This is a genomic window from Polaribacter sp. NJDZ03 (assembly GCF_019263805.1).
Taxonomy (GTDB): Bacteria; Bacteroidota; Bacteroidia; order Flavobacteriales; family Flavobacteriaceae; genus Polaribacter.
The window spans coordinates 2,728,291-2,743,756 of the sequence record NZ_CP079195.1 but is presented as its reverse complement, the minus strand read 5'-3'; the positions used below and the strand labels follow the sequence as shown (position 1 = coordinate 2,743,756).

The 15,466-nt window shown below is 30.9% G+C and carries 16 protein-coding genes; 12 read left to right on the top strand and 4 right to left on the bottom strand.

The genetic code is table 11. The features are described from left to right. Nucleotides 1-8 precede the first annotated feature (8 nt). Nucleotides 9-584 carry a Crp/Fnr family transcriptional regulator gene (locus KV700_RS11685; protein WP_166383718.1) on the bottom strand — a complete coding sequence of 192 codons (576 nt, stop codon included), beginning with the start codon at nt 582-584 and terminating at the stop codon, nt 9-11. Further along, a complete protein-coding gene (ribB, locus tag KV700_RS11680) occupies nt 585-1,247 on the bottom strand; it encodes a 3,4-dihydroxy-2-butanone-4-phosphate synthase (protein WP_218597979.1) in 663 nt (220 codons plus the stop codon). A 172-nt stretch (nt 1,248-1,419) separates the two neighbouring features. On the opposite strand from ribB, the gene KV700_RS11675 reads away from it, so the two are divergent. The 5 genes from KV700_RS11675 (at nt 1,420) to KV700_RS11655 (ending at nt 5,591) form a co-directional block, all read left to right on the top strand. Further along, nucleotides 1,420-2,259, top strand: a complete 840-nt coding sequence (locus tag KV700_RS11675) for a helix-turn-helix domain-containing protein (protein ID WP_218597978.1) — start codon at nt 1,420-1,422, stop codon at nt 2,257-2,259. 355 nt (nt 2,260-2,614) lie between these two features. Beyond that, the gene (locus KV700_RS11670; protein WP_218597977.1) at nt 2,615-3,568 is read left to right on the top strand and encodes a Fic family protein; all 954 of its coding nucleotides are present in this window, start codon (nt 2,615-2,617) and stop codon (nt 3,566-3,568) included. Between the two features lie 431 nt (nt 3,569-3,999). Further along, the gene (gene trxA, locus KV700_RS11665) at nt 4,000-4,314 is read left to right on the top strand and encodes a thioredoxin (RefSeq protein ID WP_218597976.1); all 315 of its coding nucleotides are present in this window, start codon (nt 4,000-4,002) and stop codon (nt 4,312-4,314) included. A gap of 330 nt (nt 4,315-4,644) precedes the next feature. Then, nucleotides 4,645-5,178 (top strand): carboxymuconolactone decarboxylase family protein, encoded by a 534-nt coding sequence (locus KV700_RS11660; RefSeq protein ID WP_166383728.1) that lies wholly within the window; start codon nt 4,645-4,647, stop codon nt 5,176-5,178. A gap of 56 nt (nt 5,179-5,234) precedes the next feature. Continuing rightward, nucleotides 5,235-5,591, top strand: coding sequence for a cupredoxin domain-containing protein (locus KV700_RS11655; RefSeq protein ID WP_218597975.1), 357 nt, complete (start codon nt 5,235-5,237; stop codon nt 5,589-5,591). 63 nt (nt 5,592-5,654) lie between these two features. Here the strand turns inward: KV700_RS11655 and ppk2 are convergent, their stop codons facing one another. Then, nucleotides 5,655-6,455: a polyphosphate kinase 2 gene (gene ppk2, locus KV700_RS11650; protein ID WP_166383732.1), complete on the bottom strand. Its 801-nt coding sequence runs from the start codon at nt 6,453-6,455 to the stop codon at nt 5,655-5,657. Between the two features lie 169 nt (nt 6,456-6,624). Here ppk2 and KV700_RS11645 point away from each other — a divergent pair, with 169 nt between their 5' ends. From KV700_RS11645 to KV700_RS11615, 7 genes are all read left to right on the top strand, one after another. Then, nucleotides 6,625-7,404, top strand: a complete 780-nt coding sequence (locus KV700_RS11645) for an alpha/beta fold hydrolase (protein WP_166383734.1) — start codon at nt 6,625-6,627, stop codon at nt 7,402-7,404. 79 nt (nt 7,405-7,483) lie between these two features. Then, the gene (locus tag KV700_RS11640) at nt 7,484-8,488 is read left to right on the top strand and encodes a sugar kinase (RefSeq protein WP_166383736.1); all 1,005 of its coding nucleotides are present in this window, start codon (nt 7,484-7,486) and stop codon (nt 8,486-8,488) included. A 68-nt stretch (nt 8,489-8,556) separates the two neighbouring features. Next, nucleotides 8,557-8,922 carry a hypothetical protein gene (locus tag KV700_RS11635; protein ID WP_166383738.1) on the top strand — a complete coding sequence of 122 codons (366 nt, stop codon included), beginning with the start codon at nt 8,557-8,559 and terminating at the stop codon, nt 8,920-8,922. A 321-nt stretch (nt 8,923-9,243) separates the two neighbouring features. Beyond that, nucleotides 9,244-10,167 carry a hypothetical protein gene (locus KV700_RS11630; RefSeq protein ID WP_218597974.1) on the top strand — a complete coding sequence of 308 codons (924 nt, stop codon included), beginning with the start codon at nt 9,244-9,246 and terminating at the stop codon, nt 10,165-10,167. Nucleotides 10,168-10,171: 4 nt separating this feature from the next. Next, complete coding sequence (locus KV700_RS11625) at nt 10,172-12,157, top strand: TonB-dependent siderophore receptor (protein WP_218597973.1); 1,986 nt, start codon at nt 10,172-10,174, stop codon at nt 12,155-12,157. A gap of 35 nt (nt 12,158-12,192) precedes the next feature. Next, the gene (locus KV700_RS11620) at nt 12,193-13,080 is read left to right on the top strand and encodes an MbnP family protein (RefSeq protein ID WP_166383744.1); all 888 of its coding nucleotides are present in this window, start codon (nt 12,193-12,195) and stop codon (nt 13,078-13,080) included. Between the two features lie 219 nt (nt 13,081-13,299). Continuing rightward, nucleotides 13,300-14,328 (top strand): cytochrome-c peroxidase, encoded by a 1,029-nt coding sequence (locus tag KV700_RS11615; protein ID WP_218597972.1) that lies wholly within the window; start codon nt 13,300-13,302, stop codon nt 14,326-14,328. A 59-nt stretch (nt 14,329-14,387) separates the two neighbouring features. Here the strand turns inward: KV700_RS11615 and KV700_RS11610 are convergent, their stop codons facing one another. After that, nucleotides 14,388-15,362 (bottom strand): bile acid:sodium symporter family protein, encoded by a 975-nt coding sequence (locus tag KV700_RS11610; protein ID WP_218597971.1) that lies wholly within the window; start codon nt 15,360-15,362, stop codon nt 14,388-14,390. Nucleotides 15,363-15,466: the final 104 nt, after the last annotated feature.

The window sequence follows — 15,466 nt, the reverse complement described above, 5'->3', positions numbered from 1 at the left end:
GTTTAGTATTAAATTTTAGATTTTATTCTACTCAAAGTTTCTTGTGAAATATTAATATACGAAGCTACAATTTTGTTTGGTAAGCGTTTTACAATGTTTGGGTTTATTTTAAATAGTTGCTTGTATCTTTCAGATGCATCTAGTGTAGTAAATGATATTAATCTCTTAGAATTATTTACATATGCTTTTTCTAAATAGATGCTATAAAAGTCTTTCCATTTAGGCACAATAGTCATAAGATGTCTAAAATCATCGTGGGTAATATATAGAAGTTCACTGTTTTCAATAACTTGAATCGTTTCTTGCGCAGGTTCATTGGTAATAAAACTAACCAGTTCTGTAGCAAACTGATTTTCAAATGCAATATAACGTGTTACGTCTTTTCCTTCCTCATTGATATAAAATAGTCTTAAGCTACCTTTTTTTACAAAATAACTAAGCTGACTATTTTTTCCATTGGAAAGTAAAATTTCATTTTTCTTTTTTTTTATTGTTTTAAAATAAGACAACACGATTTTTAAATCTTCATCATCAATATTTATATTTTTTTTTATGAAATTAGTGAGTTCTATATTGTCTGCCATCTATTTGTAATCTCTTACAAATGTACGATAATGAATAATATCTTGTATAGATACTACGATCAAATTATGCTCATTTGCAAACTCTAAAATGGTGTCAGTTTTTGCCATTGTTCCATCATCGTTCATTAATTCACACAGTACAGCTTCTGGTTTTAAACCTGCTAATTTCATTAAATCTACGCTACCTTCTGTATGTCCTTTTCTTTCTAAAACGCCATTATATTTAGCTCTTAAAGGAAAAACATGACCTGGTTTTGCTAAATTGGCACTACTCGCATTTTCTTTGCAAGCAGCTTTTATGGTTGTTAATCTGTCTTTAGCAGAAACTCCAGTAGTAACACCTTCTTTGGCTTCAATTGTAATTGTAAAAGGTGTTTGGTAGCTACTTGTATTTTCTTTTACCATATACGGTAATTCCAGTGCATCTGCTTTTTCATTGGGCAAACAAAGACAAACAATACCACTACATTTTCTAACCATAAGTGCCATTTGATCATTGGTCATATTATGTGCAGAAAATATTAAATCTCCTTCATTTTCTCTACCCTCATCATCCATTAAGATAATTCCATTTCCTTGCTGAAGATGTATAAAAGCTTTTTCTAATCGTTCTTTACTGTCATTACCAAACATTTTTAATGCATCTAATTCCGTAAGTACCATTTTATATTCTATTTAATTTTGCGATAGCAAAACTACTATTGTCTCAAGTGAAATTATTTGATGTAAGTCAATAAATTTATTTATTTTTAAAAATTGAATAAAGTTTATATTTAGAAATAAAACGTAAAGTTTATAACTATTTTTACGACCAACAAACAAAACAAACTCAAATTTGGCAATTCAATATATTACAAAATACTCTTTTCAGAATACTTTTTCTTTAAGTACAGTTGCTTTTGAAAAAGCCTGTACAATAGATCATAATGAGCAAGTAAATGCGTATTCTATTTATTGGATTCAAGAAGGTAGTGGAACCTATAATATCGATTTTGAACAATATACTTTTGATGATAATGTGCTGTTCTTCTTGTCTCCAGGCCAAGTTTTTACGGTAGATTCCGAGCAAATAAAAACCGCTTACAAACTTACTTTTGTTAGAGATTTTTACTGCATACAAACCCACGATCAAGAAGTGGCCTGTAACGGAATTCTATTCAACAATATCTATGAAACACCGTTTGTAAAACCTTGCGAAAAAGACACGGCAAAACTCAACTTTATTTTAGAAAGTTTAATAGAAGAATTTCAACAAAACGAAACTGCACAATACGATATGCTGCAGTCTTATTTAAAACAATTTATTATTTCTGCAGTTCGTGTAAAAAAAGAAAACCATGTTATTAAAGAAGACGTAGAAACCCGTCTTTTTAAAGATTTTAGCTTGTTGGTAGAGCAGAATTTTAAAACCATGCACTCGGTAACCGAGTACGCAAACAGATTAGGACTTTCGCCAAAATCGATAACCAAACACTTTCAGAAATTGGGGGCAAAAACGCCATCAGACTTTATTAAAAACCGTATTTTGTTAGAAGCAAAACGGTTGTTAGTCTATACGGATAAAACGGTAAAAGAAATTGCTTTTGAACTTGGTTTTAACGATCCTGCCTATTTTACACGTTTCTTTACAAAAGGAATAGAAAAATCTCCGCTTCAATTTAAAAAAGAGTATTAGTTGTTTATATTTTACCTCAGCAGTATTATAAAATTCTTTTTAAAGACTAATTAACAGTGTTCATTTAGTTTTTTTTCATTCAGTTTTGTCATTTCGAACCTTTTGAGAGAAATCGCATAAATTTTGGTTGTTATGTTATCACTGTTATGAGATTTCTCCTATTGTCGAAATGACAAGTTTGTGGTTTGTGGTTTTTTTCATTCAGTTTTGTCGCTTCGACCTTTTGGGAGAAATCTCATAATGTTTGGTTGGTGTTGTGTTATCACTATGTTTTGCTCAATTAAAAAATCCCGTTTCATCCAATAAGTATAGTTAAATGATTGTATATTTGATACTATCAAATGATAGTATCACTATGAAACCACCTTACGAAATAACTTCTTCTATTTTAAAATTAATAACTTCTATTTCAGAAAAAATAGGTGAAGTAAATGCCAACTTGTTAAATAAACCTTCTCCAAAATTAAGGAAACAAAATAGAATTAAAACTATTCATTCTTCTTTAAGAATTGAAGGTAATACACTTACCGAAGAACAAATAACAGCGCTTCTTGAAAACAAAAGAGTTATTGGTCCAAAAAAAGATGTACTTGAAGTTTTAAATGCCATAGAAATCTACGAAAATTTAGATATTTATAAACCATCTAATGAAAAATCTTTTTTAAAAGCGCATAAAAACTTAATGAAAGACCTTATTGAAGATGCAGGGAAATATAGGAAACAAAGTGTTGGTATTGTAAAAGGTTCTAAAGTAGAACATGTAGCTCCTCCTTTTAGAAACCTTCCTTATTTAATGAAAGACCTTTTTGAATATTTGAAAAAGTCAGACGAAATTGAATTAATTAAAAGTTGTGTTTTTCATTATGAAATGGAATTCATACATCCATTTTTAGATGGTAATGGAAGAATGGGAAGATTATGGCAAACGCTAATATTAATGGAAAAATATCCAATATTTGAGTTTTTGCCTTTTGAAACTTTAATTAGTAACGATCAAGAAAAATATTATAAAGCTTTAGCTGAAAGTGATAAATCTGGAAAATCAACAAAGTTTATTGAATATATGTTAGGAGTAATTGATATTTCAATAAGTGAATTATTAAATTTTAATAATCGAACATTAAACGAAAAAGACAGATTAGAATATTTTGTTTCTTTAAATAAAATTCAGTTTACTAGAAAAAATTATATGGATATATTTAAAGACATTTCTTCTGCAACCGCAAGTCGAGATTTAAAAAAAGGTACAGAGTTAAATTTATTTGAAAAAATAGGAGAAAAAAATAAAACAATCTATAGAATAAAATAACAGGGCACAACACCGTGTATTAAAAATTGCTATATTAGTCCTTAATAAAAAGTAGTTGCATTTTTGTGAACTACAATTTTCTTTAGAAAAATAGCCGTACACTTAAAACGAAACTTTCAATACACAACAACCATGAGACTTCTCCAAAAGTCGAAAAGACAAGTTTGTGGTTTATTTTTTTGGGAGTGCCCTTATCAGGTCAGGCTTTCGCAACTCGCTTTTTAAAGTTTTATCAAACTTAAAAAGAGCTCAAACAAATTGCTCTATCCTTCACGCGTGCATTTTTGCCAACTATTTTACGCTGTCCTAACAGTAAGAACTTCTGTCCATTTTTAAACCTTCATTTGGGTTGCATCTTTGCAGTGTGTAACAATAACAACACAACAACAAATAATTTATCCTGCGTTAGCAGCAACTAAAAATAAGAAAAAATGGAAATTCAATTAGAACAAACAAACTTTACGAATGTTATAGAAAATAACAGTAACGTATTATTAGATTTTTATGCAGATTGGTGTGGACCTTGTCAGACATTATTACCAACTATAAACAAATTAGCAGACGAATTAAAAGACGATGTAACCATTAAAAAAGTAAATGTTGATGAATATCCAGAATTTGCAGCACAATTTAATGTAAGAAACATACCAACCTTAATTTTCTTTAAAAACGGAGCACCTGCAGACAGACATACAGGTTTAATTACAGAGAGTAACTTAAGAGCTAAAATAGACAGACTAAAATAAACGCTGCAATCATTAAAAAAAAAAGGCAACTTTTTAAGGAGTCCTAATCAAAGGAACTTTTGTCCAATTTTTGAAGTCCTTATCGGTTGCATTTTTGCAGAGCCAACTATTAGAAACGCTTTTTGAAAGCATTTCAAAAAAACAAAAAAGTGTCATTCCTATAAAAATGGAAAACTAACAACAATAATATGAAAACAATAGAAAACACACAATGTCCTAACTGTTGGGGTTACCAAACATACGACGATCAAAACACAGCACAACAACTTTGCAAATGCAAAGCATAATATAAAAGAAGAACAAAACATTAATAATATAAAAAATAAAATTATGAGCACATTTAACGTACCAACAAAAAACGAAGTATCAGAAAATAACAAAGCAATCTTTGGTCAATTAGAAAAAGGATTAGGTTTTGTACCTAACTTATACGCTGCATTTGCACACAGTGAAACAGCATTAGGTAACTTTTTAGCAATAGGACAAGGAAAAACAAGTTTTTCTGCTAAAGAAAAAGAAGTAATTAACTTAGCGGTAAGTCAAGTAAACCAATGTGTTTATTGTTTATCTGCACACACTGCAATTGGTAAAATGAATGGTTTTACAGAAGCTCAAATCTTAGAATTAAGAGCAGGTAAAGCTTCTTTTGATGCAAAGTTAAATGCTTTAGCTAATTTTTCTAAAAGTGTAGCAGAAAACAGAGGCGCTGCAACAGCAGAATCTGTAGAAAACTTATATGCAGCAGGATATACAAAAGGAAACTTGGCAGATGCAATTATCTTAATAGGAGAAATTACAATTACCAACTATTTTCACAAAACAACAGATGTTGCAGTAGATTTTCCTGTAGCACAAGCATTATAAATAAAAGTAAATAAGAATAATAATCAATTTTTAATAATTAGTAATACACAACAATCATGAAAAAAGTAATCGCAATTTTAGTAGTAGTTTTAGGTTTCGCATTTAATACAAATGCACAAGATGTAAAAACAGTTTCTTTAGAACAAACAAATGGTGAGTTTACTCAGAAACAAATTACTTTATCTGAAGGAACTTATATTTTTGAAATAGCAAACAACAACGTAGGGCACAATGTAGGTTTTGTTTTAGCACCAAAAGCAGATGTAAAAGCGCACATTAAAAACGCGTATGTTACTGCACAAGTAGAAAACAATACTAAAGGGAATTCTAAAGAGGTAGTTCTTAAAAAAGGAGAATATGTTTATTTCTGTCCTTTAAACCCAACACCACAATATACTTTAATAGTAGAATAATTTTTAAAATTGGGGAAATTAAGAAGGCGAACAGAAATGTTCGCCTTTTTTTATTTTTAGAAACTAAAACTTTTCTGGCACAAAGGTTTGGTAATCCATTGGTGGTCTTACATACGCTTTACCATCTGGTAATGGCGGAAGCTCAATTGGTTTAATATCCATCTGTTTATAAGGAATTTTACTTAACATGTGGCTAATGCAATTTAACCTCGCCTTCTTTTTATTTTCTGAATTTACTACAAACCACGGCACTTGTTTGGTGTCTGTATGTGCAAACATTTGATCTTTTGCTTTAGAATATTCTAACCAACGTGAGCGAGATTGTAAATCCATCGGACTAAATTTCCAACGTTTTAAAGGATTAGAAATACGGTTTTTAAAACGTCTTTCTTGCTCTTCATCACTAACAGAAAACCAATATTTTAAAACAATAATGCCAGATCTTACCAACATACGTTCAAACTCTGGGCAAGAACGTAAAAACTCATCGTATTCTTCTTCTGTACAAAAGCCCATTACTTTTTCTACGCCTGCTCTGTTGTACCAACTTCTATCAAACAACACAATTTCTCCTGCGGCAGGTAAATATTGCACGTAACGTTGAAAATACCATTGAGATTTTTCTTTTTCGGTAGGAACACCTAAAGCTACCACTTTGCAAATTCTAGGGTTTAAAGGCTCTGTAAAACGTTTTATAGTTCCACCTTTTCCAGATGCATCTCTTCCTTCAAAAAGGATAACTACTTTTAATCCTTGGTTTTTAACCCACTCTTGCATGTGCACCAATTCTGTGTGCAATATTTTTAATTCTTGGTCATAATTAAGTTTATTTTTTTTTCTGTTTGAAGTTGTTTCTTTTTCCATTTAGGCAAATTACAAAAAATAGAAAAAACAGGAAACAAATTTCTTTTAAGAAAGGCTATTTTAAATTTATTATAAATAATAAAAGGGTTAAAAAAACAACTAAAAACTTCATCAAAATTAAAAGTCTTATTTTAGCACTTCCATTTTAATAGCTATCAAAAATAAATATTTGCTAAACTACTATTCATATCCACATACAACCTCTAAAGAATGGGTTACTTTTGTTCATGGAGCAGGAGGCAGTAGTTCTATTTGGTTTAAACAAGTACGAGATTTTAGAAAACAGTTTAATGTTTTAATTTTAGACTTGCGTGGTCATGGAGATAGCAAACCTACACTAAAAGATACTTTTAAAGCAAAATATACTTTTGATTCTATTACGGCCGATATTGTAGAAGTAATTGATCACTTAAAAATTGAAAAATCTCATTTTATTGGTATTTCTTTAGGTACCATCTTAATAAGAAATCTTGCCGAAAAAAGACCAGAAATGGTAAAAAGCATGATTATGGGAGGTGCCATTATAAAAATGAATTTCCGCTCTCAGGTTTTAATGAAAGTTGGTAATATCTTTAAATCTGTAGTGCCATATATGATGCTATACAAACTCTTTGCATTTATTATTATGCCAAAGAAAAATCATAAAAAATCTAGATTGCTGTTTGTAAACGAAGCGAAGAAATTATATCAAAAAGAATTTTTACGCTGGTTTAAATTAACATCAGAAATCAATCCTTTACTTCGTTTTTTTAGAACAAAAGACATTCAAATTCCTACATTGTACGTTATGGGTGCCGAAGATCATTTGTTTTTACCTTCCATAAAAAACATTGTTTCTAAACATGTTACTGCATCACTATTTGTAATTGAAAATTGTGGTCATGTGGTAAACGTAGAACAGCCAGAAATGTTTAACAACCAGACAATTCGTTTTATTACATCTTTATAATTCCACAAACTTAATTTAATATAAAATAGATCATTAATAGATTATTATACGGTATATTTACCTTTTAAACACATTTATTATGAATCAGATAATTACATTTGGAGAGGTTTTAATGCGAATTTCACCTTCAGGAAACAAAAAATTTATTCAATCTAACCAAGTAGAGTTTTATTTTGGTGGTACCGAATTAAATGTTGGTATTTCTGTAGCCAATTTTGGACAAGATGTAAAACATATTTCATGTGTTTCTGATGATTTTATAGGTGATACTGCAATTTCTTTTCTAAGAAAATTTGACGTAAGCACTTCAGCAATTGTTCGTTCTAACAGACCTTTAGGTGTTTATTTTTTAGAAGTTGGTGCTGTTATGAGACCGAGCTCTATTTCTTATAATAGATCTCACTCTTCTTTTTCTGAAATTCAACCAGAAATGGTAAATTGGGAAAAATCTTTAAAGCAAGGAAAATGGTTTCATTGGACCGGTATCACACCTGCGCTTTGTAAAGGTGGTTATGAAACTTTAAAAGAAGGATTAATTCTTGCCCAAAAAAAAGGTATGGGAATTTCTGCAGATCCTACATACAGAAGTGGTTTATGGAAATGGGGAGGTACTCCAAAAGAAATTTTATCAGAATTAGTAAATTATTCCACCGTTTTTATTGGTGGTGTAAATGAAATAAATGAACTTCTAGAAACCAATTACTCTTACTCTAACGACGATTTTATTGAGGCTAGTAAACAGTTAATGGAAACATATCCTACCATAGAAAAAGTATTTGATAAAATTAGAACTTCTATCAATTCTTCTTGGCATAAAATTAGAGCGAGAATGTGGAACGGTAAAGAATTTAAAGAAACTCAAGATTTAGACATTACGCATATTGTAGACAGAATTGGGACTGGTGATGCTTTTGCAGCCGGAATAATACATGGTTTACAAAAATTTGATGACTATAAAGCAATGCAATTTGGTAGCGCTGCTTGTGCCATTAAACACACCTATTTAGGTGATATTAATTATGCAAACGAAAAAGAAGTAATGAGTATTCTAGAAGGAAATACTACTGGAAGGTTACAGCGATAAAATACTATCTATTTTTTATAAGATTAGTAATCTTAGGAAATTTTATAAAAAAACAAGATATTTGCATCGTGAAAATAGCTGCCATATTTTTATCGGTATTCTTGCTTACCAAACCCTTGCTTCCATTATTGGAGTATGCTGCTTTTTACGATTATATTAAAAACGAACTTTGTGAAAACAAAGATGCTCCAGAGTTACAGTGTAACGGTAAATGTCATTTAGCAAAACAAATTGTGAAGGCAGGAGATTCTGAAAGTGGTAATGAAAAAAACCAATCTTTTAAAGTAGAAATTTCTATCGTTTATTTTCAAGAAACAACTCACAAAGAATCTTTCCTTTTGTCTAAAGACGAAAATTTAAAAATAAGTACTTCATATAATAACACCTATAAATTCCATTATACGGATGTTGTTTTTCACCCACCACTCGCTTAATTTCTTCATACTAAGAAACGCAATACACCAAATAATTGGTGCTTAATTAATTTTAATTAGGCATCTAGTTCTGTGCTATCAATTAGAAATAATTAATAGTAAAGAACAACACACCGTTAAGTTTTTTTTTAAAACAAAAGCTTTTTACGCAGTGTTTGGTAAGCGTGTTTCTTAACGATTTCTTTTTAGTAGTAAAAATGCAATTATAGCAATTGTGTTTAGCTGATAATGTGCAATATACTTTCTTAAAAACGAGTAATTGTTCTCCTATTTGTTGCTACTAGTTTTTCAACAGTTTTTTAATAAAACAGTCCTAAAATAATGAAACATTTACAGATAATTGTAATTGCAATTTCTATTGTAATAACTTCTTGTACGCTAGATAAAACGAATTACGAAGCCGAATTAAATATAGAAACTACAGAATATATTGAGTTCGAAGAAGTAACTATCGCAAATAATGAAAATTATAGCATTAGCATAGAAGCTTTAAATGGTACTTTGTATAAAGGTTATAATGAGGTTCATCTAAACATCACCAAATTAGAAACAGGTGAGAACATCGATAATTCTAAAATTACCTTTTTACCAATTATGACCGATGCGAATGGTAATAAATCTTCTTGTCCGCATGAATATAATCTAACATATAATGCAACTGAAGGGTATTACGTAGGATATGTTGTGTTTACAAATGAGAGTAGTTCTACAGTAGATTGGCAGTTGTATATCGGTTTTACTGATAATACTAAAACTCAATCTATCGATAAAGTTATCACTGTAGAAGAGCAAACAAACATGAACCTCAACATGACGGCTTTTACAGGCAATGATAACGAGCAGTATTTTATTGCGTTAGTTGCACCTCAAAGTCCGCGTGTGGCACAAAACGATTTGGTTGCTGGTATTTACAAATACAACAAGCCAACTAATGCCTCAGGAGAATTTACTGATGTTACGCAATTTTCGTATTCAGCAGTAGAAAATCACACATTATTAATAGATCCAAGAATGCCTGAACCTTCTATGGGAAATCATTCATCACCTTATAATGAAGATTTATCCCAAGAAAGTGATGGTTTGTATCATGGAGTTGTGAATTACACTATGACAGGGAATTGGACGTTGAATTTCATTTTAAAAGATGAAAATCAACACATAATAAAAGGAAACGAAGTTTCTACCGAATTTACTCCAGGAGTAGAAGGAGAAAGAGGAGAACTTCATATTGATATCTTATTTTAAGAATATGAAAATAATAACGATAGCAATCCTATTATTAGCAACTCTCGCAAATGCACAAACTGTTGAGAAGAAAAAAGATAGTTTAGGTGGCGTCTTAGAAGAAGTAATAATTATAGCGGCTAAAAAAAATAAAATAGAAACAGACATGAAAATGGCAGTTTCTGTGGATGAATTTTTAGCCTCGTCAGACAACATCAGTTTTATTAAACGTGGTCCTTATGCTTGGGAGCCGTTGTTGAATAACATGAGTACAGAACGTTCTTTAGTGACCATAGATGGTATGCATGTTTTTGGCGCTTGTACCGATAAAATGGACCCGGTAACGTCTTATGTAGAAAGTAATAATTTATCTGATATTGATATAAAATCAGGACAAGAGGGCAGTTTGCATGGAGCAACAGTTGCTGGTAGCATCGATTTGAAAAGGAAAAGTACCGCATTTACAATTGGGGAGAATTACAAAGGTGCTTACCAAACAGGATTCGAGTTTAATAACAAACAGTTTTTTAACCTTGCAAACTCCTCTTATTCTAGTGAAAAATTAGTAGTAGATGGAAGTATCTCTAACAGAAAAGCATCAAATTACTCAGACGGAAATAATGACGAAGTACAACATTCTCAGTTTGAAAAATTGAACGCTTCTTTAGGAGTCGCTTACAAAACAAGTGATTTATCCTCTGTAAGAGTAGATGCCATTTTTGATAGAGCTAAAAATGTTGGTTTCCCAGCATTACCAATGGATTTGTCTTTGTCTAGAGCGTTAATTACATCGGTTACCTACAAACAATTTTTTGAAAAAGGAATTGTAAAAGTGTGGGACACCAAAGTGTATTTTAATGCTATAGAACATTATATGGATGATACCACACGTCCGGAAAACTTGGTTCACATGGACATGCCTGGTTGGAGTACAACGTATGGTTTGGTTTCTAAAGTAAATCTTCAGAAAGGTAATTTATCATCTGAAGTGCAATTGAATGCCTACAATAATTTATCTATTGCAGAAATGCGCATGTATCCGCAAGACCGAAGTGAACGAACTATGTTTGCATATAGTTGGCCTTGGGTTACAACAACCTATGCAGGACTTTCAATAGGTAATTTATGGGATATTTCTGATACAAGTCAACTAAGTTTTGGTGGCTCTCTAGGTGTCAATTACAATTATTCTAAATATGTAGAATTCAATTGGATTTTTCACCCGGGAACACCACAAGAAAAAACAAGATTTTTACCAAGTTTAAATACAAGTTATCATTTAAATGTAGGTGATTTTAATTTTTCTGTTGGTGGTGGTTACGGTCATAGAGCGCCTTCTGTTTCCGAAGGATATGGATATTATATTTATAACAGTTTCGATCGGTATGATTACATCGGAAACCCAGATTTGAAAAATGAAATTTCTTATGAAGTAAATGCGAGTGCTGGCTTCGAAAACGAAAAAGGAAGTATCAATGCCAAAGTGAACTATTTCTATATTCAAAATTATATTATAGGAAGAATTTTAAGTTTGGGGAGTCCAATGAATTATCAATCTGTGGGTGTTAAAGGATATACCTCTTTAGATTATGCAACATTGTTCAATTTCTCACTAAATACCAAGTACAATATTTTGGAAAACTTACATTGGAAAGGAACGTTAACCTATGCAAGAGGTTTAGATGATAATAAAAAGAATTTACCATTTATTCGTCCGTTGAGTTATCAAACTTCGCTACATTTTTCTCATAAAAATTTCGGTTTTGGAACAGCACTAAATGGTGATTTCAAACAAAATAATTACAGTCCAGAATACGGAGAAGACGAAACGCCATCTTACAAAAACTTTAATATTTCTGCAGATTATACTTTTTACATTAATAATTACAAAACAGTTTTTCAGGTAGGTGCAGAAAACCTATTTAATGAATATTACAGCACCTACGCAGATTGGGGAAACATCCCCAGAATGGGACGTAACATTTTTACGTCTTTAAAGATCAATTTTTAAACAAAGAATAATAACATCAATTAAAATTAATACAAATGAAAAATTTAAAAAAATACCTTTTAGCATCACTTATCTCATTATCAATCACTTCTTGTAGTGAAGACAGTATTCCTGTTGCTAATAATGTAACGTTAGAATTTAACAACACATTTGCAGAAACTACTATTGTTTTAGGAAATGAAACATCTACAGAAGCAACAGCAAACACTTCTGCAGAAGGACAAACTCACCATTTTTCTGAATTGAAATATATAATAAGTAATATACGTCTTGTAAACGCAGAAGGAAATGAATTTCCTTACAATACACAAAACTTAGACAATGGAGCTACTATTATTGACCAATCTAAAGAAGCAACATTAAAGTATGTTTTAAGTAATATTCCTACAGCCGATTACACACAAATAAAATTTGGACTAGGTGTAAAGGCAGCGTTAAACACTTTAAGTGAAGAAAGCTTCCCTACTTTTTATGCTGCAGCTGGCGCAAACGACACATCATTACACTGGTACTGGGCAACAGGGTACCGTTTTACAAAAATTGAAGGTTTTTACGGAACAAATAATACTCCATTATCTATCCATACGGGTAGTGTTTTAGGAGGAACTAAAACCGATGAAAGCACATGGTCTAGCGCAGAAACACATGCTCGTAATGCTTACAGAGATATTACATTAGAGCTTACTACAAATGCAATGGTTGGCGAAAATGCTCCTACTATTAAAATTAAAGCAGATTTTAAAAACTTATTAAGCGGAACAAAATCTATTACTTTAGATGCTGCAAACGAAGGTTTTACTTCAGGAACTGCGCCAAGTTATCATTCGAGCCCAGACGTAATGGTACAGTTTGTAGATAATATTGGTGGAAATGGAGAAACGAATACCAAAGGAATGTTTTCTATTACAAGTGTAGAAAACTAAACTTTAGAGCTGGTTGTCTAAAAAGCAGTAAATTTTGTCATGTAGAATTAGTTTCAACACTTCTACTTACTGACGTTATTTGAGAATCTGAAATAAATTCAGATTGACAATAATACCTTTTTAGACAACCTCTCTTTATTAAAAAAACATTGAGATTTTGTTAACGGCTTCATTTACGCCTTCTTCCCGCTATTGCGGAAAGATGAAAATGTATTTAAAATGAAAAAAATAATACTGAATATTTTTATCTTACTGCTCATTTCATCTTGTACAAAAGAAGATGTTTACGAACCTTTTATTTTGGATAACCCAGAAATAGAAATCAATATTCCTGAAGGTTTCCCAGAATTAAATAATTCATTTTATACCAATAAACCCACAAAATACGGCGTTGAATTAGGTGAAAAATTATTTTTTGACAAGAAATTAAGTGCAGACAACACTATTTCATGCTCTAGTTGTCATATTCAAGCAAATGCTTTTGCAGATCATAATGCAAAAGGTATCGGTATTGAAGGACGAATTGGACTAAGAAATGCACCACCTGTGCAAAACATGGCATTTATGCAACAATATAATTGGGACGGAAGTACATCTCAATTAGAAGATCAGCCACTCGTTCCTATAATTACACCAGAAGAAATGAACTCTTCTATTTTAGAAGTGATTGGAAAACTACAAAATGATGCATCGTATACTGAATTATTCACTAAAACCTTTGGTGATAAAAATATAACCGGAGATAGGATTCTAAACAGTATTGCCCAATATGAATACACCTTAATTTCTGCTAACAGTAAATACGATAAAGTAAAAAGAAATGAAGGCGAAGTTTTTACAGAAAATGAAGCACAAGGTTATCAAACTTTTAAAGATAAATGCTCTAGTTGTCACAGTACAGAATTGTTTACAGACCAAAGTTTTAGAAATATAGGGTTCCCAATAAACCCAGATAGCGAAGAAACAGGACGCACTAGAGTTACACTCAGTTCTAATGATTTAATGAGTTTTCGTGTTCCTTCATTAAGAAACATTGCCTATACTGCTCCTTATGGTAGTTTCGGTCAGTTTACTACTTTAAAAGAAGTGTTAAATTATTTAGACAATGGCGTTTTAGATGCCGATAATCTAGATCCCATTCTTAAAGAGAATAAAAATAGAATTCCACTTACAGAGGATGAAAAAAACAACCTTATTATATTTCTAAACACCTTAAGTGATACTGGTTTTGTAAATATTGACGATTAGAAAAAGTAGAACTACCTCATAAAAAAAGAGTCTCTTTTTTTATGATTATTTAAAGTTTCTTATAAATGAACTTCCTTTCGTTTTGCCAATTTAGAAGCCACAATGGTAATTATTAAAATCTGTGTGCCATGAAACAACATTAAAGGCAAAAGAATAATACCAACCGATGCCATGTTACCAAACAATATTTTAGAAAAAACGGTACCGTGTACTAATGATTTTTTAGTACCACAAAACTGTGCTGTAATTTGGTCTTCGGTATTCATTTTTAACTTTTTAGAAATAAAACCTGTTATAAAAAAAGCCATAATAAATAAGAATATTACTCCAACAAAAATAGCACCTAAATCTAAAAGTGAAACAGCACTAAAAATATGACCATTAAAAGATTCTGCAAAACTTTTATAAATTATCAATAAGATAATAGACTTATCAAACAACGTTAATTTACTACTGTGTTTGTGAACAAACTCTCCTAAAAAACGTTGTAACAAAAGGCCTAAAACTACAGGTAAAATAATTTGACCAATCAGTTTTAGGTAGATGCCTGTAAAATCAAAATCTGTTTGGGCATCATTTACAAACAAACCCATCCAAAGAGGTGTAATGGCAATTCCTATAATTCCAGAAATACTTGCATTAAAAATAGCTGCAGGTATATTTCCTTTTGCCATAGATACCATAACAACCGATGATGAAACTGTAGAGGGTAATGCTGCCAAGAAAAAGAAAGCCAACCAAATGGTTTCTTGTTCTTCATTCATGATTAATGGTCTAAACAATAAAACCAATAACGGAAACATTAAAAATGTAGCGCTTTGTACTAAAAGGTGTAACCTCCAGTTTTTAAGTCCTGCTTTTAACTGTGTCGGGTTTAATTTTAATCCGTAGAAAAAGAAGATCAATGAAATTCCAACTGCACTAATTGTATCAATAGGAATTTTACTTTCTGGTGCTCCCCATTGTGGAAAAAAATAAGCGATTAAAATAGTTCCAACAATAGAGAGAACAAATTTATCAATCTTTAATTTCATATTTACGTTCTTTGGTGCTATAGGTTTATTAATAAGAATAATTCTTTTTATAAATCAATTTAATTTTAAAATTAATTCAAATCAAGGATTTAAATGTAGCAAAG